20 protein-coding genes and 1 tRNA gene are annotated in these 24003 nt (G+C 58.2%); 7 read left to right on the top strand and 14 right to left on the bottom strand.

Annotation, left to right across the window (positions count from 1 at the left end; all coding sequences use genetic code 11):
• The coding region (locus RI101_12480) for a twin-arginine translocation signal domain-containing protein (GenBank protein ID MEC4890865.1) at positions 1-172 on the bottom strand (172 nt) is incomplete at its 3' end.
• Positions 173-883: 711 nt separating this feature from the next.
• Between RI101_12480 and RI101_12485 the strand changes: the two genes are divergently transcribed.
• Both RI101_12485 and RI101_12490 read left to right on the top strand, forming a co-directional pair.
• A tRNA-Gly gene (locus tag RI101_12485) sits at positions 884-958 on the top strand.
• Between the two features lie 78 nt (positions 959-1036).
• Positions 1037-2008, top strand: coding sequence for a pyridoxal-phosphate dependent enzyme (locus tag RI101_12490; protein MEC4890866.1), 972 nt, complete (start codon positions 1037-1039; stop codon positions 2006-2008).
• Between the two features lie 13 nt (positions 2009-2021).
• Here RI101_12490 and RI101_12495 read toward each other — a convergent pair whose 3' ends face one another.
• The 4 genes from RI101_12495 to RI101_12510 form a co-directional block, all read right to left on the bottom strand.
• Positions 2022-4214 (bottom strand): DUF3488 and transglutaminase-like domain-containing protein, encoded by a 2193-nt coding sequence (locus tag RI101_12495; protein ID MEC4890867.1) that lies wholly within the window; start codon positions 4212-4214, stop codon positions 2022-2024.
• Positions 4204-5325: a DUF58 domain-containing protein gene (locus RI101_12500; protein ID MEC4890868.1), complete on the bottom strand. Its 1122-nt coding sequence runs from the start codon at positions 5323-5325 to the stop codon at positions 4204-4206. Before RI101_12500 ends, RI101_12495 begins: the two co-directional genes overlap by 11 nt.
• 39 nt (positions 5326-5364) lie before the next feature.
• A complete protein-coding gene (locus tag RI101_12505; protein MEC4890869.1) occupies positions 5365-6306 on the bottom strand; it encodes a MoxR family ATPase in 942 nt (313 codons plus the stop codon).
• Between the two features lie 142 nt (positions 6307-6448).
• The gene (locus RI101_12510; GenBank protein ID MEC4890870.1) at positions 6449-7537 is read right to left on the bottom strand and encodes a hypothetical protein; all 1089 of its coding nucleotides are present in this window, start codon (positions 7535-7537) and stop codon (positions 6449-6451) included.
• Positions 7538-7888: 351 nt separating this feature from the next.
• Between RI101_12510 and RI101_12515 the strand changes: the two genes are divergently transcribed.
• The 3 genes from RI101_12515 to RI101_12525 all read left to right on the top strand — a co-directional run bounded on the left by RI101_12515 (position 7889) and on the right by RI101_12525 (position 10259).
• Positions 7889-8908 carry a ChaN family lipoprotein gene (locus tag RI101_12515; GenBank protein MEC4890871.1) on the top strand — a complete coding sequence of 340 codons (1020 nt, stop codon included), beginning with the start codon at positions 7889-7891 and terminating at the stop codon, positions 8906-8908.
• A gap of 108 nt (positions 8909-9016) precedes the next feature.
• The gene (locus tag RI101_12520; protein ID MEC4890872.1) at positions 9017-9928 is read left to right on the top strand and encodes a hypothetical protein; all 912 of its coding nucleotides are present in this window, start codon (positions 9017-9019) and stop codon (positions 9926-9928) included.
• Between the two features lie 139 nt (positions 9929-10067).
• Positions 10068-10259 carry a hypothetical protein gene (locus RI101_12525; protein MEC4890873.1) on the top strand — a complete coding sequence of 64 codons (192 nt, stop codon included), beginning with the start codon at positions 10068-10070 and terminating at the stop codon, positions 10257-10259.
• Positions 10260-10348: 89 nt separating this feature from the next.
• On the opposite strand, the gene RI101_12530 is transcribed toward RI101_12525, so the two are convergent.
• Positions 10349-11026 carry an arylesterase gene (locus tag RI101_12530; GenBank protein ID MEC4890874.1) on the bottom strand — a complete coding sequence of 226 codons (678 nt, stop codon included), beginning with the start codon at positions 11024-11026 and terminating at the stop codon, positions 10349-10351.
• A 69-nt stretch (positions 11027-11095) separates the two neighbouring features.
• Between RI101_12530 and RI101_12535 the strand changes: the two genes are divergently transcribed.
• Entirely contained in the window at positions 11096-11800 is a 705-nt protein-coding gene (locus RI101_12535) for an ABC transporter ATP-binding protein (GenBank protein ID MEC4890875.1), read from the top strand.
• The gene (locus tag RI101_12540) at positions 11797-14469 is read left to right on the top strand and encodes an FtsX-like permease family protein (GenBank protein ID MEC4890876.1); all 2673 of its coding nucleotides are present in this window, start codon (positions 11797-11799) and stop codon (positions 14467-14469) included. The genes RI101_12535 and RI101_12540 overlap by 4 nt, the downstream gene beginning before the upstream one ends.
• A 26-nt stretch (positions 14470-14495) precedes the next feature.
• On the opposite strand, the gene RI101_12545 is transcribed toward RI101_12540, so the two are convergent.
• From RI101_12545 to RI101_12580, 8 genes are all read right to left on the bottom strand, one after another.
• Entirely contained in the window at positions 14496-17069 is a 2574-nt protein-coding gene (locus tag RI101_12545) for a M1 family metallopeptidase (GenBank protein ID MEC4890877.1), read from the bottom strand.
• Positions 17070-17214: 145 nt separating this feature from the next.
• A complete protein-coding gene (gene rpiA / locus RI101_12550) occupies positions 17215-17916 on the bottom strand; it encodes a ribose-5-phosphate isomerase RpiA (protein ID MEC4890878.1) in 702 nt (233 codons plus the stop codon).
• A complete protein-coding gene (gene glk, locus RI101_12555; GenBank protein MEC4890879.1) occupies positions 17913-18980 on the bottom strand; it encodes a glucokinase in 1068 nt (355 codons plus the stop codon). The genes rpiA and glk overlap by 4 nt, the downstream gene beginning before the upstream one ends.
• The gene (pgl, locus tag RI101_12560) at positions 18977-19747 is read right to left on the bottom strand and encodes a 6-phosphogluconolactonase (GenBank protein ID MEC4890880.1); all 771 of its coding nucleotides are present in this window, start codon (positions 19745-19747) and stop codon (positions 18977-18979) included. Before pgl ends, glk begins: the two co-directional genes overlap by 4 nt.
• A 1-nt stretch (position 19748) precedes the next feature.
• Positions 19749-21440, bottom strand: coding sequence for a glucose-6-phosphate isomerase (locus tag RI101_12565; GenBank protein ID MEC4890881.1), 1692 nt, complete (start codon positions 21438-21440; stop codon positions 19749-19751).
• 102 nt (positions 21441-21542) lie between these two features.
• On the bottom strand, positions 21543-22181 hold the full coding sequence (locus RI101_12570; protein ID MEC4890882.1) for a hypothetical protein: 639 nt from the start codon (positions 22179-22181) through the stop codon (positions 21543-21545).
• A 28-nt stretch (positions 22182-22209) separates the two neighbouring features.
• On the bottom strand, positions 22210-22845 hold the full coding sequence (locus tag RI101_12575) for a L,D-transpeptidase (protein MEC4890883.1): 636 nt from the start codon (positions 22843-22845) through the stop codon (positions 22210-22212).
• Between the two features lie 8 nt (positions 22846-22853).
• Positions 22854-23990: a L,D-transpeptidase gene (locus RI101_12580; GenBank protein MEC4890884.1), complete on the bottom strand. Its 1137-nt coding sequence runs from the start codon at positions 23988-23990 to the stop codon at positions 22854-22856.
• Positions 23991-24003 lie beyond the last annotated feature (13 nt).

Consider the following 24003-nt stretch of genomic DNA (forward strand, 5'->3'; position numbering starts at 1 on the left):
GGTATTGATCGTGATAGACGCGCTCCCACGACCGGTCCGGATAATCGCCCAGCGGGTTCCCGACTTCGATGACCGGCTGCAGCGCGGTCAACGCCAGGACTTTATCCGCCACCGCCACTGCGGCCACGGTCCCCGCGGAGACTTTCAAAAATTGCCGACGTGACAAAAACATGAGTGACACCTCCTAAGTTGAGGGCTCAAAAAGCCCACGTGCCTTTCCTACTATTTAAACCGCTTACCAACCACCCCCCTTCCTTCTGATGATTTCGCCTTAAACCCGAGAACAAATAGCTGGCAACGAAGGGCGCTATAACCTTCCATCCACGCTATTTTCTCAACGTTTTCCAGCATAACGATTCATTCCTTATCGCAATATTCAAACCATTGAATTGAAATGGGATGACAGGAGGGCAATGCTTTTAACTAGTTGATAAGTATAGACATAATGACTTTACTGCGATCCAATCAACAAAGAGACACTTCTTCGAAATGAGTAGTTTTAGTATCACTTAAAAATCTCCATGCCAGCTATGCTATATAAATATAAAAAATACAGCTACTTATGAGTTGCGTCGATTATTCGTCCGGTGATACCAAAAGGTAGCGCTCTATCCGCTGAGCGAGACGTTTTCCCATCTAAATCTATGCGCATGATTCATGTAAAAAAGATCTAGCGTAGGTCAATGAACATCCGGCTACGTCTTTTTATAATCTCTCATTAAAAAGACGGCCCCCAGTGATGCTAGCTCCTAGCTTCCATAGCTCTAAATCCATCGTTCAGATATTTCGCCTGACCATGACAATCTTTTATATATTGATTGGCTTGCTTGACAGCCAAGATCTACCTCAGTAGAATCGCACCTCTTCGTCAGCCCCCTAGCGAGCGGGAATAGCTCAGTGGTAGAGCATCGCCTTGCCAAGGCGAGGGTCGAGGGTTCAAATCCCTTTTCCCGCTCCAAATTCTCTTCTTGGATATTCTGGTACCCCGAACGATTTCTTCCTGATTGGGCTACATTCGCAAATCCAGGGATTCCCCATGGTGAGTGACGTAGCATTTGAGTCCATTGCCCAGGCGGCTGATATCCTAAGGGGAGTCGCCCACGTTACACCGGTCATATCGAACCGACAGCTCGATGCGGTGGCACAGGCATCCGTCTTCCTCAAATGCGAGCAGTTTCAAAAAACCGGCTCTTTCAAGTTTCGAGGAGCCTACCATGCTGCCAGCCATGTCCTCTCATCCGGTCGCTCCAAAACTGTCGCCACCATCTCTTCCGGAAACCATGGTCAAGGACTGGCCTTGGCCGCCAAGTTGCTTGGCCTCTCCGCCCATGTGATCGTGCCAAAACCTGAGTCAGCGTTGAAGTTAGCGGCGATTTCGTCATATGGAGCCCAGCTCCATCTTGAAGAGAATCGATCTCTGGCTGAAACGACGATACGTGAAATGACAGAGCAAGGAGAGATCATTCCGATTCATGCCTTCAATGATCCGCACGTCATCGCAGGACAAGGTACGATCATGCTGGAGCTCTTCTCGCAAGTCCCGGACTTAGACATCATCCTTGCCCCGATAGGGGGAGGGGGATTGCTGTCGGGGCTCTGCCTGGCCACCCACCACCTCAACCCATCCCTCCGGGTATATGCCTGTGAGCCTTACGGTGCGGCTGATGCCAAAGAATCTCTCCGATTGAATCAGGTCATCCCGATGCCTGCGCCACAAACCTTGGCCGATGGGCTCCGGACAAGTCTCGGCAGCAAGACACTCCCCATCTTGCGACAGCACCTGACCGATGTCTTGTTGGTGAGCGAAGAGGAAATCGTGGCGGCGATGCGCTTCGTCTCTGAACGGATGAAGCTCGTGATCGAACCTTCCAGCGCCGTCGCGATAGCCCCATTACTCCGGGCAGAGTCCGTGTTAAGAGGGAAACGGGTGGGAGTGGTTATTACCGGAGGAAACGTAGACCTTGAAATCTTTTGGAAGTCTCTAAAGCCCGCAGCCGGCCAACCATAAATTTAGAATGTAGTCACGCCACCGGCGGATCAAGGTGCATCAATTGGCTAAGGCTCTGCTGAGCGCGGTCCAGCTCTTCTTTGGTCAATGCAACCTGTCCAAACCTTCTCCGGCAATAGAGATCCGTGACGATTGCCATCGATTCACCAGCCTGCGCCCATTGTTCTTTGACGGATTGCAAGAATTCCAGGGGAGTGGCGGCGGGAGACTTGGCAATTCCATATTGAGCGGCCTGCGTGATCGCCCTCTCGTACATGGAGGCAATGACCGTCCGATCAGGGGAGACCTTCTTCGATAGGCTCTTCTTGCCCCACGGCCACACCCGGATCAGGCCGAACATGGCACCAAACCCGATCACGACGAGGCCCAGAAACTTCAGAACAAGACGAAGGTTTCCCTCACGTGCAGATTGGACCATCGCACCCAGTCGATCGCCAACGGGAGCCAGCAGTGACGAGAGCGAACTCCACGCGTGATGGCGGACCGCGTCACTGCCCTCCTTGAGTCCTCTCACCACCGCGACTTGATCGGCTCCGCTGTATTGCACAAAGAACCGATTCCATCGGAGCCGTAGGTTATCCATCATCCGGCTCAACGTCTGCCACCCTGGATCGACCACGGATTCAATCACGGCTGGAGTAGGGTCCATCATGACCCAGCCGGAGTGGGGCAAATACACTTCGACCCAGGCATGGGCGTCACGTTGACGCACCAGATAATAGTTGCCGTATTCATTCCATTCAGTCGCCAAAAACCCCGTGACTAATCGCGCGGCCACGCCCACACTCCGCAGCATCACGACCATGGCGGTCGCATAATGCTCGCAATAGCCTGTCTTTCGGGAAAAGAGAAACTCTTCGAGAGGGCGATCCTGGCTGCTGGCCGGAATATCGAGACTGTATCGGAAATTTCTCGACAGATAATCTTGGATGGCCTGAGCCTTCTCATACGTACTCGCCTTGGCCTGTGTCACCTCTTGGGCCAAGGCGGCCACGCGCTCAGAGGCGTCCGGAAGCTGCAAATAATGTCGCGCAAAGGGCTCGGAATATGTGACTGGTTGGGGGTGCAGATCCGCGGGCTGTACCGAATGGGGGCGTGACAGCACCGTATACTCGATCCGGGACGACGCGGATAACGGAAGGTAGAGCGCCCCGGTCGGATCGGACTGGATCCCGAAAAACTGCCCGCTGACCGACTCAGGGAACGGAGCCGCAAACAGCACCGCTGTATCCAATGCCTCCAACAGGATAGTTTGGCGAATCAATGGACCGCTCTGACCGGAGAGACGCGGCTGGCTGGATCTAATCGTGAAGGTCCCCGGCGATGATTCGGCTACAGCTCGACGATTCGTCAGCTGTGTAGTCCATGATCGCCCATCGTACCGGTCATAGGCCATTCCCCGCAGATAGAAATGGTCCTCAGCTTTCCCAGACCGCTCAGCCAACTCCACTCGCATCACGATTCCCGGATCCCGCTTGATTGGGCCGATCATCCCCAAATCCACGGTTTCTGAAAATCCCGACGTCCGGATGCCTTCCCCCATGCTCGTATGGCCGAATCCTGCGCTCACGCGCGGGATCGTGAAGAAGATCACCACCGTGAACAACAACGTTCCCAGAGCCAGGCCATTGGCCAGCCAAAACAATTGCGGGGTAATGCGGGCTCCACTTGCCGACGGTGACTCGACCGAGTTCGCAGCCCGAACCTCCAGCGTGCGGTCCTCAGATTCTCTTGTGAGCTGATACAGCACGAGCGTCCAGACTCCCGTCAGGAGATAGGCAAGAAACACGGGGAGGTACCACAAATCTGTGGTCGATGCCGCCGACGCCAAAATGGCCATCAGGCTGATGGCGTAGAGGTGGAGGTAGTCCCTCCGGCTCTCCAAATTGAAAAGCTTGATGACCATGAGCAGCAACAGAAAATGCACGCCCGCCGGCAGCAGCTCACCCGACATCCAGAGCAGATCAACCCAGAATCCCGCAAAAGCTGTGAGCACCAGGACATTCCACGCTCTCGTCGAGAGCGTGATGTGATTCACGAATTGACCAACTGGATAGATCCCGACGGTTCGCAGAAGGGTGAGGATCAACGTCGATCCGGTGAGCAGCAGAAGACCTTCCGGCAAACTCGCGCCGAGACTGAGGCCGATAAAGGCCGCGGAGGCGAGCAAGATCGATGTCAGCCGTAAGGCCTTATCAAACGGCATGGGCCCTCGCGCGGAGAGCTGTTTCATCAATGACGACGTCCGGACGCCCTCCCCAAGAAAAGAGCTCCTGTCTCCCCCAAGGCAAAATGGCAATGGTCGCACCGGCTCCGCCACTCAACGAGTCATCACCCTCTGCAGGAATGAGCGGCCCGTTTGAGTCGGGAGCCACCCGCTCACACAGCGCCAAGGATTCCAATAGGCCCATCAGATGGGCCTCGCCTTGACCAAACACAGACGGGGTCTTCCCCACAATCATCCTCACTTGATACCCCCGCGCCGTCAGTGCCCAGGCCAGAGAGGCCGTCAACGACACCGCCTCCTCGAACAGGGTGTCATGACTTTGCGGAGCGGTTGTAGAGAGGATGAGCGTCACGCGCTGCTGATCTTCCGCTTCCATCTCACGCACCATCAGCTTTGAGGTGCGCGCCGTGGAGAGCCAATGGATGTTGCGGGAATCATCGCCCGAGTGGTACTGCCGCAGATTATAGAGTTCGCTTCCATGCCCTCTTCGCTGAAGCGAGCGCTCATGCCCCAAGGCAATGACGTTTGCAAGGAGCTGGTCTTCAACCGGCTGAATCGCGGGAGAAACAATCACTGATCCTTCGAGAGGATAATAGGCCTTCTTGAGAAACAGGCCGAAGGGAAACGAGGTGCCGACGCGTACGCCTCCCAAAGACAACCGCCCTCGTTTGGTCGCCACCAGGGGATAGGGCAACAGATGACTCGCCCCGGGCAGCAATTGCCGCACTGTCAGCCCGCGATCGATCTCCTGCTCGCCGGCCACATCCCACAGGCGGAGCGAAAAGCTCGGCATCCGTGTTTTACGATTGCTCACGACGAGCGTCGCCGTCGTCGGCTCATTGAGATAGATGAGGCCCGGGAGATGGCGGCGGAATTCCAGCCTGCGCAGGCAGAGCTCCGCCACAATCCCTGACATCATTACCACACTCAACATCATGGCAAGGAGCAGATAAAACAGATTATTGCCGGTATTGATCGCGGCCACGCTCACGGCGAGCGTGAAAAACAGAAACCTGGTTCCCTCGGACGTGACTCGCGTCGAGCGGCGCTGGGTCACACGCCGGAACCACCGTTTCAGACCATTCAGCATAGCGGTCGTCTTCCGAGAGAGCGCGACGAACGTCGCAGCTTAGACAGGGACCGGGACGGACTCGACGAGATCATGCACCACCTGCTCGGTCTGCTCGCAATTGCGCTGGCGCAACCCCTGAGACCGGCTGAGCATGATGCGATGCGAGAGCACGACAGGGGCCAGCTCTTTAATATCGTCCGGCAGGCAATAGGCCCGTCCTCGCACAAACGCCAACGCTTTGGCCGCACGGCTCAAGGCCAGCGCGCCACGGGTGCTCACACCGAGCGACAACAGCTCCGTCTGCCGCGTCGCCTGCACGATTGCCAGGAGATACTCCGTTAAGCTCTCCTCCATCAGCACCTGCTCGACTTGGTGTTGCAAGTCGAGCACGTCGCGGGCACTCACCACCGGCTGCAGATCTTCGGCCGGATGAAGCGATTGCGGGCGGTCCAGCACCTTCTTTTCCTCCTCCGGCGAGGGATAGCCGATCTGAAGGCGCATGAGGAACCGGTCGAGCTGCGACTCCGGCAAGGGGAACGTGCCGTGATATTCCGCCGGGTTCTGGGTGGCAATGACCATGAAGGGCTGATGCAGCGGATGGGTCTGATTATCGACGGAAATCTGCGCTTCGCTCATCGCTTCCAATAAACTGCTCTGCGTCTTGGGCGTCGTGCGATTAATTTCATCGGCTAGAACGATGTGCGCGAAAATAGGGCCCGGCATAAATTCAAACGCCTGTTTTTGCCGGTTGAACAGGGAGACGCCGACAATATCGGAGGGCAGCAAATCGCTGGTGAACTGAATGCGTTTGAAAGAGCAATCCAACGACCGCGCCAGACTGTGAGCCAGGGTCGTCTTCCCAACGCCCGGCACATCCTCCAGCAACAGATGCCCGCGGGCCAGCAGGGTCACGACCGTTCGTTCGATGACGCTCGGTTTGCCTTTGATCACACGGGCAATATTCTCTTGGATCGCCTGCACGATGGAGGTGGATTTCATAATGGGTATCGTCGTTGTTCCGGTTGTGAGGCAGATACTGACCAGATTAGAGAGAAGTCTAGCAAAGGGTCTGGGGGTGGTCAATTTATGGTGTATATCCGGCGGGCGAGGCCGACGAATGTTCGACGGGCAGGGGAATTGGCTAGCAACGGTTCGGAACGAGTGTCACAAACCAGGGAGGCGCTTCTTCGATCATGTCGGAGAAGCGGCGCGCCGTACTGCTGGCCGGAAGACCTGGGAAAACTGCGCCGCGCCGGATCAGGACCTGCCGGAACGAAGCAGGCTTGCCATTGGCTTGGACGGTTGGCGATGCCGGCAGAGTGGCACGGAGAGGGGCGATGTCGGCAAGCGACAGAGACTCTCCGCTCTGCAAGCCGGTCAATTGCCGGTAGACCTCGCCAAAGACCTCCGGCAGATTTGACGACGAGAACGGCAGATCGGCAGGACGATAGCGCGGATGCTCCAGCAACTGCGCGAGCAATTCCCAGAACACTTGCGAATCGACTGCGCCAAGAATGCCCACGACACCGCGTTTCGCCAACAGATTGAGAAGGGCCAGAGGACCGCGAATGTCGAACTTCCAGGACGGGAAGATGAGGGCCCGTTCACCGTGCTGGACTTCTAGGGCCGATTCACCTTCAAAGCGAATCTGTCGGAAGGTCCCCTTGGTCTGGCGAAGATCCTCCAGAATCACAGCCTCTGAGAGTCGTGTCGGCTCATAAGCAAACGTGGGAGTGGCCGGAGCCCAGCAGGTGGCGATGGTATAGAGAGGCGCCAGCTTGCCGGCGTCATCGAGATCGTGCAGGTCGCACATGTCTTGATTGCCGTAAAAGCGAAAGGCCAGCCCAGGCCGTGCTTGCAACTGCGCGATGCGCGTGCGCCCAGGATGGAGCGGCCCACCGAGCTTAGAACCGGGATCGAGCCGGTCCACAGCATGGAGTATCAGATCTCGCGCTTGGCCCAGAAGAATCGGCAGATACTGATCCGCGAGCTCGCCGGCGAAGGAAAGATCTCCCGCTCCCAAATCAAGAACGGACGCCACAGGCGATTGGAGAAGAAGATCGAACGGATTGGATGACTGCCGGACCAACCGATCGACGTCTTTGTCTCCGACATCCGGCACAGGCCATCGCGAGGCCAGTGCCGGAATGAGTCCGAAATATATGCAGAGGGCGCGAAACGCTTTGGACGGAGGGAACCCCGTGAGTGCCTTCAGACCAGGGCCGTCCACATCTTGAATCCCTCTTGCGTGTCCCCGGTCCAAAGACCGGCTCAATAGATCCTTGACTGCCGGAGGAAGCGATGCCTCCTGCGATGCACGGACAAGTTGTGCGAGTATCAAAGGAAAGGCCGATGATTCGTGGACCCGTTTGGATGCCTCCCACCGGCTTCCCGATTCTTGTGCGAGACGGTTTACGACCCGTCGGAATTCTGCAATGGTATCGTGTTCGGACATGATGAGACAGGATCATTCCCCAACGACATTCGCAATGCACGCCGCTTCAGGAGAATAATGGCCCTGTCCTCACACCGTCAAGGCGGCCAGCTTGTCGCCATGTCGTGGGTATGTTAGGAAACAATCATGCACCCACCCCACCGCACAACTATTTTCAGCAGAAATATGCAGCGGCTCTCGCTCTGCCTCGCGTTCGCCTTCCTTTCCCTCCTCAATGCCTGTGCGCCAACCGCCGTATCCACCCAAGGAACGAGCCGATCGTCTGTCTCTGTCTGGCAGCCAGGCCAGATCATCGATGGAAAGACCGGGCAGGTTCTGGACCGATCCGATTGGCTCAAGAGTCTTTCACAATACGACATCGTGTATCTGGGAGAGGAGCACTACAACCGTCACCACATAGAGGCGGCCCTCACGGTCCTAAAAACTGTGATGGCAGAGGGCATCCGTCCGGTTCTGACAATGGAAATGTTCGGATGGGATGGTCAGGGGGCGTTGAACGACATCCTTTCCAGTTCTGATCCCATGGATAGCCCATGGCTGGATCGTGCACGGTGGCAGCAGAACTGGGGAGGCGCGTATGACAATTACGCGCCGCTCGTCGCCTTCGCAAGAGACCAGCATCTGGCCCTCTACGCCATGAACCCGCCAAAATCCTTGATCCGTCGCGTCGTCACATTGCGCCTGGACCAGGCTCGGCAAGAACCGGAATGGACTCTCTGGGGGATGGATCGGGAAGAGATCGTCGATGATCCCGCCTATCGGTCCAGAATTCTCGCCCAACTCCAACGCTGCCATGGTGGCGGCGCGGAAGAAGACTACCTTCCTATGTACGAGGCCTCGATGGTGCGGGACGAAGGCATGGCCAAAACCGTCGCACAAGCCCTTCGCACCGCCCGGCTCTCCGAACATGCTCCCCGGACACTCATCCTAAGCTATACCGGAGGCGGACATATCCAATACCACCTGCCTGTTCCCAAACGAGTGGCCCGCCGGCTCACCGAGAAGATCGCTCAGACAACGGTCTACCTTGCCTCGTATGACTCCAGCCGCGCAGATGACATCGTGAACTTGGTTCAGGAAGGCATCGCCGATTACATCTGGCTGACGCCGGTCAGCCAGCAAGGTCTCCCCCAGCGCTGCCGGTAGGTGACGTCTCACCCCCCTTGGCCGGCAGGCTGAGAACAAGAACTCCCGAATTGTTGACAGATTCCCGAGAGAGAGGCAGACTGACTCGATGTAGGGGACTGGTCTTTCATGGCTATCACGCGAAACAAGATTCCTTGCAGCGCAGATCGCCTTGGCCTGCTCGATCCACACATGATCCAGGCGGTGGTCGAATCCTCTGCCTTTCAGATCGGCAAACAATACCTGGCCGAAAATCGGGTTCGAATCGTTGAAGCCGACGAAGCCCAGATCGCATCAGCCGTGATCGGCAATTCCGGACTCTATGAACAGACGATCCGGTTGAAAGACGGCCACTTAATCTCAAAATGTTCCTGCACCCTGCCTGAAGAACCAATCTGCCGGCATTGCATCGCTGTCCTTTTGGAGTATCACCGTTGGTCACAGCCCCGTCAGGCGCGAAAATCGCCGGCGGCACCCGAGACGAAACCTCAGGCGGCACCCCAACCAACAGCCCAGGGGCAGGCGAAGACCGCCCAGGCCTCAGCGTTCTCAGCCGACGTCAAACTCAGCGAGGTTATGTTATTCATCGAGTGGCTGCAGCCGGCGATGGCGGCAATCGAAAAAGGACAGGCGCTCCCGGCCTCACCGCCAATTGGCGCCGGTGAAATCGCCACCTGGATGCACACGATTCGGAATCTTGAAGAACGCCGCCAGGAAAGCGAAGCGGTACAAATTCATCTTGAAGCGGATCTGCGGGATCGGGAGGCCTATGTCGGACGGCTCACCCAACAATTGCAGACATCAATCGCGGAGGCCAAGACAGCCCAAACCACCACGCAAGAACTCCAGCGAGAAGTCGAGACCTACAAAGGACTCCTCGCGAAGGTGGCTGAGCTGGCGGGTGACGTCAGCCGTTATGACGGTCAGTTGAAATCGATGGCCCAAGAGTTCCTGAGCAAAGGCAGCCAGCTCGACAAATTGGCGGGATCCTACAAGTCAGTCGCTGACGCCCTCAAATCTGTCACCAAGACCCCTTCCTGACATCCTCCGGTTCGGCTATCCCCCAGCCACCCAATATTGGGCGTCCTCCTCCCATCCAGAAAGACATCTTGCGCTCCTCCTCGATGATTTTGTAAAATGCGGCCCTCGATTTCGATTTGGCCCTCACAGAGGAGTGATCATGATGAAGAAAATGTTGGCAGGAGTGAGCATGATGAGCGCCGTCATGCTGACGGTGGCGCCGGTCGTATTGGCAAATGAAGCCAAAGGTGATGGTCCGCCAGACTATAGCGGCATCACGGGCTTGTATTACGTCATTATTGCCCTCATCCTCGGCTACGGCGTCTGGGACACGTTCCTCAAGAAGTCGTAAGCGGTTCCGCCTCGTATCATGTTGTACGAAGTCCTGCCCGGTTGAATATTTCAGCCAGGCAGGACTTCGTGCTTCTCGTCTTGCGGGACCTACGACCCGTTCTTCAGGAGCGGCCTGAGCTTCTGGAATACCCCGTCAACAACCCGCTCGTATCCCGCTGCCGTCGGATGAATCCCATCAGCCTGATTCAACTCGCGTGAACCAGCCACTCCTTCAAGGAAAAAGGGGATCAGCGGAAGATGATACTGTTTGGCTAACTCAGGGTAGATTCGTTCAAACCCATCAATATAGTCCTTTCCGTAATTGGGCGGCAGCGTCATCCCGGCAAGAACGATCTTTGCCCCTGAGCGTTGAATGTGCTGGATCATCCGCTCTAAGTTCGCTTTCGTCTCCTCCAGCCGCAACCCTCGGAGCCCGTCGTTGGCGCCCAGTTCAAGAATCACGATCTCCGGGTGGCTCTTCAAGATCCAGGGCACCCGGCGCAGCCCCCCTGCCGTGGTCTCTCCGCTGACCCCGGCATTGATCACTCGATATCGAAACCCTTGCGCATCAAGGCGCCGTTGTAATTGCGCGGGGTACGCGTCGCCCGCTCCCATTCCAAGACCCGCCGTCAGACTATCGCCAAATGCCACAATCGTGGGCCTTACATCCGGTGATGACACGGAAGGCTCCGCACGAACCTCGTGCGAAAGCCCACCGAAACCGATGACCATGAGGGAGACGCTGAGAATGACGGTCGAGACCGACACGTTTCTGATCAATTTCACCCTACGTTCCAAAGTCGTACAGTATAATAACACCCGGCCGAATTCTCCGGTACAGGAGCGCACTCCTCTATGATCGCCATTGCACAGCTTTCGATGCATCTTCCGGCAGGGGGCCGGCCTGTCACCATCCTCGACAATCTGTCACTCGATATTCCAGACAAACAGATGGTGGCCATCGTCGGTCCGTCAGGAAGCGGGAAATCGACGTTGCTGGGCTTGATGGCGGGCCTCGACCGGCCCACGTCAGGATCGATCACGTTAGACGGAACCGAGATCACGACCCTGTCCGAAAGCGCGCTGGCGCGCTTTCGCCGCGCCAAGATTGGATATATTTTCCAATCCTTTCATCTGATTCCAACCCTTACGGCTCGTGAGAACGTGATGGTGCCATTAGAACTCAGTGGCGAGCGAGGGGCCGATGCTCGGGCGGCGGACCTTCTTGCCACGGTAGGACTGGCAGGCCGTCTCGACCATTATCCGGTCCAACTTTCCGGAGGCGAACAACAGCGCGTGGCCGTCGCACGGGCCTTCGCCTGCCGTCCGCCCTTCCTGTTTGCCGACGAGCCAACCGGCAATCTCGACAGTGCCACGGGCACACAGGTCATCGATCTGCTGCTCTCGATGCATCGGGACTATGGCACCACGCTGGTCCTGGTCACGCATGACCGGGCCCTTGCCGGCCAGATGCAACGCGTCGTGTCACTGCGAGACGGCCGCATCGAATCCGATCAACTGGCTCCAGATTCCACCGGCGCCATAGGCTCCTGCGCGTGACGCGCGTCCTCTTAAAGATGGCCTGGCGGGAAACCCGCGCCTCCTGGCGGCACTTTCTCTATTTTCTGATCTGTATAGCGGTCGGCGTCGGAGCGCTGGTGGGTGTCTCCCTCTTCGCCGCCAACGTAGAACAATCTGTCACCCGAGAAGCTCGCGGGTTGCTGGGGGGCGATCTTGAGATTCGCCTCTCCCGTCCGATGAGTCCCTCAGGGTTGGATTACCTTGCCTCGCTGTCCAGCCGGGACATCGTACTGACGCATGTCAGTGAGTTGGTCGCAATGGCCGCACGAACGCCGGGCGGGAATCCGGGCGGACAACCCACGCAACTTGTCGAATTGAAAGCCGTTGAGACCCTCTATCCATTTTATGGGGCCCTGCGCATCGAACCAGCACGCCCGCTGTCAGCGCTCCTGTTTCCTCCGGCGGGCCAGTGTCTCTCACAGCCCTGTCACGGAGCTGTCGTACAGGACGCGCTACTGATCAAGATGGGGCTCGCTGTCGGTGATCGCGTCACAATCGGCCAAGCGATGTTTCTGATCACCGGCGTCATCCGGACCGAGCCGGATCGGATGGCCAATGCCTTCAGTGTCGGCCCTCGGGTGTTGATTTCCCAGGAAGGACTTCAGGCCACGGATTTGGTCAAGGTCGGCAGCCGTGTGCGTGAGCGATACTTGCTGAAAGTTCCGCCTTCCACCAGAGTCGATCCGATGCTCTATGAGTTACGGGACCGGCTCGCAACCGACTCTCCACGAGTCTCGACCTATCGCGACGCGCAACCGCAGCTCAAACAATTTCTCGACCAGCTCACGCGCTATTTGGGGCTGATCGGCCTCACCGCGCTGTTCATCGGCGGCCTCGGCGTGGCCACGTCAATTCGGGCCTTTCTGCGGGAAAAACTGGCCACCATCGCGATCCTCAAAACCATCGGCGCCGAATCCCACACCATTGTGTTCATCTATGTTTTACAGGCCGTCTTGTTAGGACTCACAGGCAGCCTCGGCGGATTGGCGATCGGCATGGGGCTCGATCACGGAGTCCCGTGGGCCATTACAACCTGGTTTGACGCTGACCTGATCGAACAATTGGGATTCGTTTCCGGCTTGACGCTGAACGCGCTCCTTCCATTGGGGAAAGGCCTGGCGCTGGGCCTGCTCACAACACTGTTGTTTGCTCTGTGGCCGCTCTTGACCATTCGTGAAATCAAACCGTTCGCCATCTTCCGGCGCGAGGTGGCCCCTGATGAAGGGGCTGCGACGGCAGGGTTTCTCACCGGCCGATTTAGACGAGTTCGCGTTGATTATCAAAAGATCGTGGTCGGTGTCTTCATTGGAATGGGGTTGGCGGGGCTTTCGATCTGGCAGGCGGGGTCTTGGATGGTGGGATCCTTGTTTCTTGCGGCGTTTGCCCTGGCGATCGTCTTGCTGGGCAGCGCATCCTGGCTGGTCATGCGGGGGCTTTCGTGGATGCCGCGTATTCCTCATCTGGCCGTTCGGCAAGCGGTTGGCAATATGATCAGGCCGGGGAGTCAGACGGCGAGCGTCACGATTGCCATAGGAATCGGCGTCATGGTGATGGTGACGGTCGCGCTGGTGGAACGAGCGCTGCTTCGGCAAGTGGGCGAGAGCCGTCCACAGGATTCCCCAACCTTTTTTTTCATCGACATTCAGCCGGATCAGGCCGAAGGCATGACGTCGTTGCTCCGGACACGCAAGGGCGCGACCCCTCCGACATTGACCCCACTGGTACGGTCACGCCTGGCGGCCCTCAACGGCCAGCCGGTCAAGGTGGATGCCTTGTCCGAGGAAGAAGAACGAGCTCGGCGCTCAGGAGACAAAGAGGAGCGGCGAAAAACTTGGTACCTGACCCGTGAGTATGTCCTGACCTTTCTGGACACGCTCCCTAAAGATAACCGGATTGTCAAAGGCACCTGGTGGTCTCCGGGCCAGGCTTTTACCACCCCCCTCGTCTCCGTCGAAGAAGAGGCGGCCCATGCACTGGGCCTCGATCTCGGACAAACGCTCACGCTCGATATTCAGGGCGCCAGGCTCGTCGCAACCGTGGGGAGTATTCGCAAGGTGGAGTGGGGAAACTTCTCCACCAATTTCTACCTGATTCTTTCGCCCGGCTCGTTGGATGGCGCCCCACTGACCTATGTCGCCACCGTGCGTGTTCCTCCCGAAGACGAATTGCCGCTCCAACAGGCCGTCGTCGCGGGATTTCCAAATGTGACCGCGATCAATATCGGGGACGTGCTGGAGAGTTATGCGCGCATGCTGGACAGGCTGTCGCTGGCCATCCGCGCCGTCGCTTTGTTCTGCGTCGTGACCGGCGGACTGGTCATGGGCGCGGCCCTCGCCGCCACCCGGTATCGCAGACTCTATGAGTCCGTCATCCTCAAGGCGCTCGGCGCGACGCGCAACATGATTACCTTTTCATTCGCGATCGAATATGCGCTGCTGGGGCTTGTCGGGGGAGGCATCGGCATCGGATTGGCCAGCGCCTTGTCCTGGGGCATCCTCACATTTCTCTTCGAACTGCCATGGGGATTGCACCCATCCATCCTGCTGGTGGGAATGAGTCTGACGATTGTGCTCACCCTGGCCGTCGGATTTCTGAGCACCTATCGGCTGCTCGGCCAGCGGCCCTTGGCCGTGCTCCGTCAGGAGTAGCCATCACGGCCTCTCGCGCCTTCTTATCAAGAGAGCAGCGACTGCGACAGGCTCGCCCCTGCTCGTTCGCGAAACGCGACGGCGATGCGGAGCTGTTCAAAATACTGCTCCAACGTCTTCCCGCCGAGATCGATCTTGCGACGGCCGAAAAAGTCCCGCACATCCCGTTCGAGTTCCGGCGTCGCGAGGCACACGATGCCGCCGCACATCCGCCGGAGGCCCTGCTTCGGAAACAAGCGGTCCATCTGGTCCCAGTTTGCCTTCACAAAGTCCCACGCCTGCTCCCGGCCATACACATTCCCCAGCACCGCGCTGACGAGAAACGGGGCATCTTGCGTTCTGGTCTCTCCGCTGACCGTCCTGGCCAGCGTCCGTTGCAGCAACGCGGGAGGTTGAAATGCCGCGAGGGAAAACAGATAGCGCCGTTCTTCTTGCGGCGTCGCGGCCGCTCGATATTGCTCAGCAAAGGCCTCGTACCGCGCCTCGTCTCCGGTATGGGCAAGAATGGACACGAGGGCGGGGACGAGATTCGGATCCACCGCGGCGGAATCGTGTGTGTACTGCTGATAGCGTTCGGCGGCCTGTTGCTGAATTACCGTGTCGTTGCCCAGCTTTCCCAACGCGCCGATGAGCTCCCCGCGCAATTGCCGGACAAGATCGTTTTCTCCCGCCTGAGGCGTCCAGCCAAGCCTGTCGACCGCGGGGGCGACGAGCGCTCGGACGAAGGCTTCCAACGCAGGCCGTTCCTGGGCGGTGACGATGCGATTCAAAAACGTCAAGGAGTCGAGCAGCACGGCCCACACATTCTTGTCCCGCTCCTGCTGGAAGGACTTGGTCAAGCGGAGATAGTCCGACAGCGGCATGAGCCCGGAGAGGGTCGTCGCCCAGGCATCGCCGACCATATTGAACCGTTCGATGGGCGCCAGCCTGTCCAGACCGGCCGTGAGGAGCTGCTGAAGCAGCGTAGGACTATAGCGGACCCGATAGAACCCGTGGCCCCCCTCGTTGATGAGGAGATGGGTCGTTCCCTTGGGAAGCGCCACCCGCATCTGACGATCTTTGAGCAGTATCTGACGAGACTCCGCCTCGTTGCCGATGCCGACGCTCATCCGCACCGGCACCTGCCAAGACTGCTCCGTCGTCTGTTCGTTCGGCAGATAGGAAAAGCGTTGCTGAGACAGCACAACCGCCGACTCTCCATCCATAGCCACCGTGATCAATGGGAAGCCTGGTTGGAAGATCCAGCCATCCATCAACTCGGGAACCGGCTGCTTCGCGGCCGTGCCTAACGACACCCACAGATCGTTCGTATCCGCGTTTCCATACGCATGGGTGCGAAGATACTCGCGCACGCCATCACGAAACACGGTTGGCCCAATGTGTTGCTCCAACATGCGGAGCACGGAGGCTCCTTTTTCATAGGTCAGCACGTCGAACATGGCGTCGGCATCCTTGGGGGCGCGCACCGGAAATTCAATGGGCCTGGTGCTCTGGAGCCCATCGACGGAGAAGGCCGCCGCCCGTGAGACGCTGAAGGAATCCCACCGCTTCCATTCCGGCTTCCAGGCATCCACCGCCAACATTTCCATGAAGGTCGCGAAGGCCTCGTTCAGCCACAAGCCGTTCCACCAGGACATCGTCACCAAATCGCCGAACCACATGTGGGCATTCTCATGGGCGACCACATCGGCGACTCGTTCCAGTTCGCCATGGGTCCCGCTTCCAGGATCGACCAGGAGCGCGGTTTCTCGAAACGTGATGGCGCCCAAATTTTCCATGGCGCCCGAGGCAAAGTCGGGAATGGCCAGAAGGTCCAGCTTGTCGCCCGGATAGGGAATCCCGTAGTAGGCCTCGAAAAACGTCAGCGACGCGACGGCAATGTCATGGCCAAACGAGGTGAGTGGTTGTTTGCCTGGCACGGTCCAGAGCCGCACGGCCGTGTTGCCGACGAACACCGGCTTCGTGGCTTCCAGCCGCCCAACGATGAAGGCCACCAGATACGTGGACATCTTGATACTGTCGGCGAATCGCAGCACTTTCTTGCCGGCTTCGACGGACTCAGACACCACCTGCGTGTTTGAGACGGCGGTCAGGGCTGGATCGATGGCCAGCGTCGTGGCAAATACGGCTTTGAAATCCGGCTCGTCCCAACAGGGGAAGGCGCGGCGCGCATCGGTAGCTTCAAATTGAGTCGCCGCCAATATCTGGGTCGCCCCTGACGGGTCTTTATAGGTGCTGCGGTAAAAGCCACGCAGCTGATCGTTCAATTTCCCCTGAAACACCAGATGAAGCCGCCATTCGCCCGGTGTAATAGCGGACGGGAACCGGAGCTGACCGCGTTGCAGCGATTCATCCAGCTCGATCGTGGCGCGCCTCCGCTGCCCCGCGACATTGTCGAGTTCAGCGGAGGCGATGTTCAGATCGACCGCGTTCAGGATGATGACGCTCGTCGCCTGTTCGACTCTTAGGGTGACCGTCTCACGCCCTGAAAACGTGGCGGAAGCCAAATCCGGTTCGAGATGCAGATCGTAGCGAGTCGGGATCACGTGCCGGGGCAGCCGATAGGGATCCCCCATCATCGTTGTCGTATCTACGGTCATATCGTTACCTCTTGGTCGAGCTGGAATGACGGTTGTGTGTGCAGGGGCGCAGGCGGCAAGGAGCGCCGGCGCGAACGGGAGCATCAGAAGGAAACGAGCCTGTTTGAGCAACGTCAGGCACGTCTCGCGCCGGCCAACGCAATCCTCATCCTCGTGTTGCATGGAGCGTTTCGACGCCCTGAGGTCTGCCGACAATCACGATATCGGTGCGTCCGACAAAGAGACCGGTTTCCACGATTCCCGGAATTTGGTTCAGCGCGACTTCGAGTTCCTGCGGCCGGTCGATGCGGGCGAGATGCACATCCACGATCAGATTCCCGGCTTCGGTTTTAAATGGAGCCCCGTTGCGCTCCCTCAAGACAACTCGGCTCTTGGTCAGCGCTTCGATTTCCCGCGCCGTACTGCCCCAGCCAAACGGGATGACTTCAATCGGCAAAGGGAATGAACCGCCCAACATGGCCACTTGCTTCGTATGATCGACCAAGACGATAAATTGCTTGGCGGAGGCCGCGACAATCTTTTCCTTGAGCAGCGCACCACCGCCGCCCTTGACCAGATTGAACGCGGGATCGACCTGATCGGCGCCGTCGATGGCCACATCGATCTCCCACCGATTATCCGTATCAATGAGCATGATGCCGGCTTGTCTGGCCAGTATCGCTGTTTCTTGCGACGTCGGCACGCCGCGCAGCTGCATCCCGGCGCGGACCTTCTCGCCCAGGGCGATCACCATATGCTTCGCCGTCGAGCCGGTTCCGAGTCCTACGACCATGCCGTCGCGGACATACTCCACCGCGGCCAAGGCCGCGGCTTTTTTCAGACTATCGAGATCGTGAGGGTTGGTCATAATGCCGGTGCGTGTGAGAGGGCGCCGGCGACCGAGGCCGCGCCGAGGAGCGCGGTCTGCTGATTCATGACCACCTTCACAGGCATGTTGCTCAGCAATCGCTTATAGCGTCCCTTGTTGGTAAATGATTTCATGAAGGTGCCGTCTTGCAGTTTCTTGATCAGCTTCGGCGCCATGCCTCCGGCGACATAGACTCCGTCGAGCGACAACGATTTTAATGCGAGATTGCCGGCTTCGGCCCCATAAATGGAGGCAAAGAGATCCAGCGTCTGCTTCGCAATCTCGGCCTGTCCATTGAGGCCGGCTTCGGCGATCTCCGCTGCGGGATTCCCGGCCTTGATCTTTTCCGCCAGCCAGGTCGGTTCATTCTTTTTCGTGTCCCGTACATACTCGTAGATCGCATGCAACCCCGGCCCTGACAGCAACCGCTCATAGCTCACGTGGAGATACTGGCTGCGCAAATACCGGAGCAGCTCGATCTCATAATCATTGGTCGGGGCAAAATCCGTATGCCCTCCCTCCGACGGCATCGGACGATAGGACTTGCCATCCCAAAAAAGAATGGCTTCGCCGAGTCCTGTGCCCGCGGCAATCAGAGCCAGCGCTTGCCGTTTCTTCGGCAGCGTGCCGGGGTTGAGCACTTCTACTTCATCGGGACGGAGTAGCAAGACTCCATAGGCGGTGGCTTCGAGATCGTTGAGCAATTGCACCCGCGGAATGCTGAACTTCTTCGCAATCGCCGGACCATCGACAATCCATGGAAGATTGGTGGTCTGTGAATGGTTGTCGATGACCGGCCCCGCGATGCCGAAGCAGGCGGCAGCGACAGTGATTGGCTCCGGCGGAGAGTCCGCCTCTTTCTCTTCGCCATCGATTTCCGCATCGAGTTCATCAAGGGGAGTCGGCGGCTTGGGCGGCGTGAGAAACTCTTCCAGGATTTCTTCGAGTGATTTATAATCGGCGCTGTGAAAGGTTTCGAGCCGCACCGGCTCCACTCGCTCGCTGACCCATTCATAGAGGGCCAGATTGGTTTTCGTTCCGCCGATATCGCCTGCGAGAATCATGATGCTCCCCTGTGTGGGTCCGAGAGACTGGCTCCAGCCGATCGATCCAGCAGCCAAATCAGCCGTCCGCTCTCCGGTCGTACCAATGCAGCCGGCAGCGCTGGCTCCATCTGATTGCGTGGCTCGATGACCGCGCGCACGGTCTGCGCCTTCCCGGCGCCGGTAACCAGGAACAGTACCACAGTCGCCCTGTTGAGCACACCTACTGTCAGCGTGAGTCGTGACACAATCCCCTTGGGCGCCTGCCCCACGGTCACCAGCCGGCGCTGCTCCGTCACCGCCGTGGTTCCCGGAAAAAGGGACGCCGTATGGCCATCGTCTCCAAGGCCAAGCAATACCAGATCGAGTGGTGGGATTTTGGGAGCCGGACAAGCTGTGAGTGCCCGCAATGTCTTTTCATACTCTCGCGCGGCGGCAGCGGGATCAGGCATTTCGCCTTTCATGCGATAGACCTGGTCCGGCGGGATCCCGAGGGGCTGAAAGAGAGCCGTCTGCGCCAGCCCGTAATTACTCTCCGGATGCTCCGGCGGCACACAACGCTCATCCCCGAATACAAACATGACATGATCCCATTGAATCTGAGACCGCCATTCCGGGGACGTCAACGCACCATACACCAGCTTGGGTGTAGATCCGCCGGACAAGGCCATGAGACATCGGCCACGTGATTGGATCGCATGCGCCGTGATATCACGAATCAGGACACAAGCTTGGTGTAGCCATTCCTGGCCGTCTGAATAGATCTGGATGTCAGGAGAGTCAGGCATGTCAGCGACGTCGTTGCTGCTGCCGTTTCAAGGCTGGGCGACGGACGGTACGGGCGGGGATCAAGGCCTGTGTGATGGCCTGCACCGCCGCCACGGGATTCGCCCCCAACGAGACTCGGAGAACGGCACGCTCGTGTGCCTGGAGCGAGTCAAGATCGCCCGCAGCCTGGGCTTGAGCCAGTGTGCCGAATGAGAACGCCTTTCCTGGAATGGCCAAGTCGGGTGTCATGCGATCGACCAGCTCTAGAAAGATACCGCTATTCGGACCACCTTTGTGCAGTTGTCCGGTGGAGTGCAGGTAGCGAGGGCCGTAACCGAACGTCGTCGTGATATGGTGTTGCTGGATCAACGTCTTTCTGAGACGGCGGACCGCCGATTCAAATGACTTGGACGGCATCCCATAGGCCAGAATCGAGAGATAGGCCCCGGGCTTCATCCGGCTGGCCAACGAGACGGCAGCCTGTTTGGGCGAGCTGACGGTTTGGTCAGGCAATCGGCCATTGGCCATGAACCCCTCCAGCACCCGATTGGTGTTGTCCTTGCTTTCCTGAACGTTCGGCTGATCGAACGGCTGAATGCCCAACAGATGACCCGCCACCGCCGTTGCATATTCCCATCGGAAAAATTCCGCCCCGAGGTCGTAGGGATCTCTGAGATCGAATTGCAGAACGGGATGGCCGCCTTGTGCAAGCGCCTGAACTTGGCGATCGAGGGTGGCATTCTTGGCCCCCTTCAATCGCAAATAGATAAAGAACCGGTCTTGTCCGTACATCGTGGGAGTCAGCACCGGCTCTTGCGCGACAGGGATCAGACCTGTGCCCTCCTTCCCCGTGCTCTCTGCCAATAGCTGCTCGGCCCACAACCCAAAGCTGTCGATCGGTGGTGATGCGATGATGGTGACTTTATCGCGTCCCGCCTTTGCCATTGTGGCCATGGCCACACCTAAATAAATGCCGGGATTGCGCTCGACGTGATCAGCCACTCGGCACTGATCGGCCATACGTGCAGCCCGTTCCAGCAGCCGTTGGACATTGACCCCCAATAACGCGGCAGGCACTAATCCGAACAGCGATAGGACGGAATACCGGCCGCCGATATCGGGCGGATTGCTGAAGATCTGACGGAATCCATAGTCCTTCGCCATGCGCTCAAGTCCGGTCGCGGGGTCGGTGATGGCGATGAATTGTCCGCCTCCCTGGTTCCCCTTGGTCCGAGTGACAAGATCCCAGAAATGGGCAAAGAGAGACATGACCTCAACCGTGCCGCCGGATTTGCTCGCCACCAGAAAGATCGTACGAGCCGGATGAATGGCCTTGGTTACTGATTTCACCCATCCCGGCACGGTCGAATCAAGCACCCACAGTTTCGGACAGCCCTTCTGCGATCCGAACGTGACCCGGAGGACTTCAGGCCCCAGACTGCTGCCCCCCATTCCGAGCAGGACGACATCTGTGATGCCATCTTGTCTGGTTTCTTTGGCAAGGAGGCGAAGGGTGTCTAATTGCTGAAGCATATCCTGAGGCAGGGATAACCAACCCAGGCGATTGGAAATTTCCGAGGGATCTGGCTTCCAGAGACGGTGATCCTTGGCCCAGAGGCGTTCAACGGTGCGGGTGAGGAACTGCTGCTCGAGCGAAGCATGGGTCAACTCGGCGTACGGCGATGCAAGCATGCGGAGTGAGGACCGCCCCATAATCTCCTCCCCTCAAGCAACAGACCGACTGAGAGCCGTGTGCAGACTGTCGGATATCTTAGGGAACCGAGACACGAAAAGCCACTGATCTTCAACCATGTATCATGAGGGGTCTGGCAAGCGGCGGACAATCAATGCCATCCCATCGACTGTGGACCATGCCAGCGACTGCGCTTGTTCGACCGATAGGCTAAGCGCGATGCTGGCCTCAGGCGGGGACGGCTGATTCGTGTGGGCAGTACCCCATGCCTTCAGTTGCCGCCAGAGATCCGCGGCCGATGAAAGGGCCCTTTGGACAACCCCCTCATCACGAGCCGATTGAATCTCTACCCGGAGGGCCGGAGTAAACGACAGTTGATAGTCCGTCGGCATATCCGCAAGTGCGATAGGCTCCTGCTCCGTGGTTGCGGACGGATCGATCTTTCGGCGAACCACCGGCGGCCGTGCAGCCAGTCGGAACGTGCCCGTCAACTGATGCGGAGCTGTGGCAGCCCATCGCAGAATCGATATCCGGTGGAGATCGACTCCGCGCCCCTTGATCCGGACCGCTCCTGCAGGAAGGTCGAGCAGAAGATAGGTTTGCGGCCTGGCGGCGAGCTTCACTTCTTCTTCAAGAACCCGGGTCGCCTCGCGAAGAGCGGCTGGGTCATCGCGCTTGAGATCGGGGAATGCATCGTATTCGGCGGCCCACCCAGTGGACACCATGACAAAAAAGAGCACGATTGCAGCTTGAACAGGCATGAACGGTATCTGTGTTAGCCCGGCACGGCTAGAAAATCATGATGGGTGTCCCGACTCGAGCGAGCTGGTAGACACTTTTCAGGTCGTTGTCGTTCAACCGAATGCACCCGTGGGTCACATTTTTTCCCAAGAGCCTGGTATAGAGGGTGCCGTGAATGAAGTACCCTTTTCCGAACCCGAGCGCATATTCCCCGAGGACCCCCTGTTCCACCCGGTCGGCAGGATTTTTGGGCACCATGAGGCCCTCTTCGATGAACGCCCAATCGGGTTTCACCCATACCGGATGCGTCAATTTCGACTGCACAGAGAACTCTCCACGGGGCGTATCGAACACCCATTGGCTGTTCCCTTCCCCGGGTTTGTCCAGCACGATTCCGCTGCCGGTCGAAGCCAGCGCGTCCAAGATCACCTCGTGGCTGCGCTTTACGTATAAGTGATTTCTTGCTGTATCGACAAGAATATACGGCTGGCGAGGCATATACTGCGTGAGCTGTTTGCTCACATTCTTGTACCGGGCGTGGAGATCATCCAGGAGAGCTTGATCGCGTACCGGCGGCGGTGTGACGGACGCAGGTGACGTCTGCACTTCGCTGCGAGTGGAGGACAACAGAATCGCAACCAGCCCGAGCGCGACCGCTGACAGTATGATGAAGAACCGTGTCATCGGGCGCCTCAGGTTTCGTCTTTCCGCACATCTAATTGGGACAAGGCCAATGCAACTGCATTGCCCTCGGTCAACGCCCCGACGATCGTGACCGGCGTCCCGGCCTGGACCCGCTCAAACAACGCCGTCATGTGTGCGTTTTCGAGCATGACGCATCCCAGTGTTTGCGCCATCAGCTCGTTTTCCGCCCCATGGATCTCGATTTGCCCCCCGATTTGTTTCGCCGTCGGAATATGACCGGCCTTTTTGGCCTGAACAAATCGACGCCGATCATCTTGATTCGGATAATCCAGGACCAGCGCGCGGTAAAACTGGGTTTGCCCTTGCCCGCGTTTGGCGGTGATGCGATAACGCCCTTCCGGTGTGGCGCCATCCCCTTGAAATTGCTTTTCACGGATTCCGTTAAATCCGAGCCGCACCGGATACGAGAGGATTGGCCGCCCATTTTTATAGAGGATCAGATTCCGATCGGCCTTACTCACCACAATCGCCGTTGACTGATGCGTACGGGACCAATCCACCGTTTGCTGAGCCAGTGTCTGCCATCGGGCGATCCGGCGTTCATCCGTATAGCGCCCGAGCTCCTTGCTGAGTACGGACGCCTCAACAAATAGTGCGCGCCCGGCCTGATCGGCAGCCTGAATCGCCCGCTGATAATCCTGGCGATCGTAGAATGACCGGGCTTGCTTGACAAGAAGATCGGCCTGGACAGACTTGCCCCCCAAGACGATACGCCCATCAATGGCATCGACTTGCGAGGCGATCAGCTTGAGTCGTTCCTCGACCCGCGTGAGCTTGTCCTGCGCCATCCGTCGTTTGAGGTCTCGCTCCTTATGAAGCCGCGCAACAGTTCCCCCGCCCTCTTCCAGTAACCGTTTGAGCTCGGCCTCCAAATCGTTGGCTTCCCATGGCCAGCGAACCAGGTCATCATCCGATTGAACACGCGCTCTCAGTGGAATCCATTGCTGAACGAAATGCGCGTAGTCGTCAGGGGCAACCTCCGCCGCTTGCAGGGCCACCAGATCGTGATCAATGGATTCAAGAGCATTGACCAGATCCGGTGGGACGGCTTCAAGACAGCCCGCCAGGAGCAAGCCCTGGCAGACTGCAAAACCCCTCAGCATATTCGTGAATATTGCCCTCATCAGGAAATACTAC

The organism is Nitrospira sp., from assembly GCA_035968315.1.
Taxonomy (GTDB): Bacteria; Nitrospirota; Nitrospiria; order Nitrospirales; family Nitrospiraceae; genus Nitrospira_D.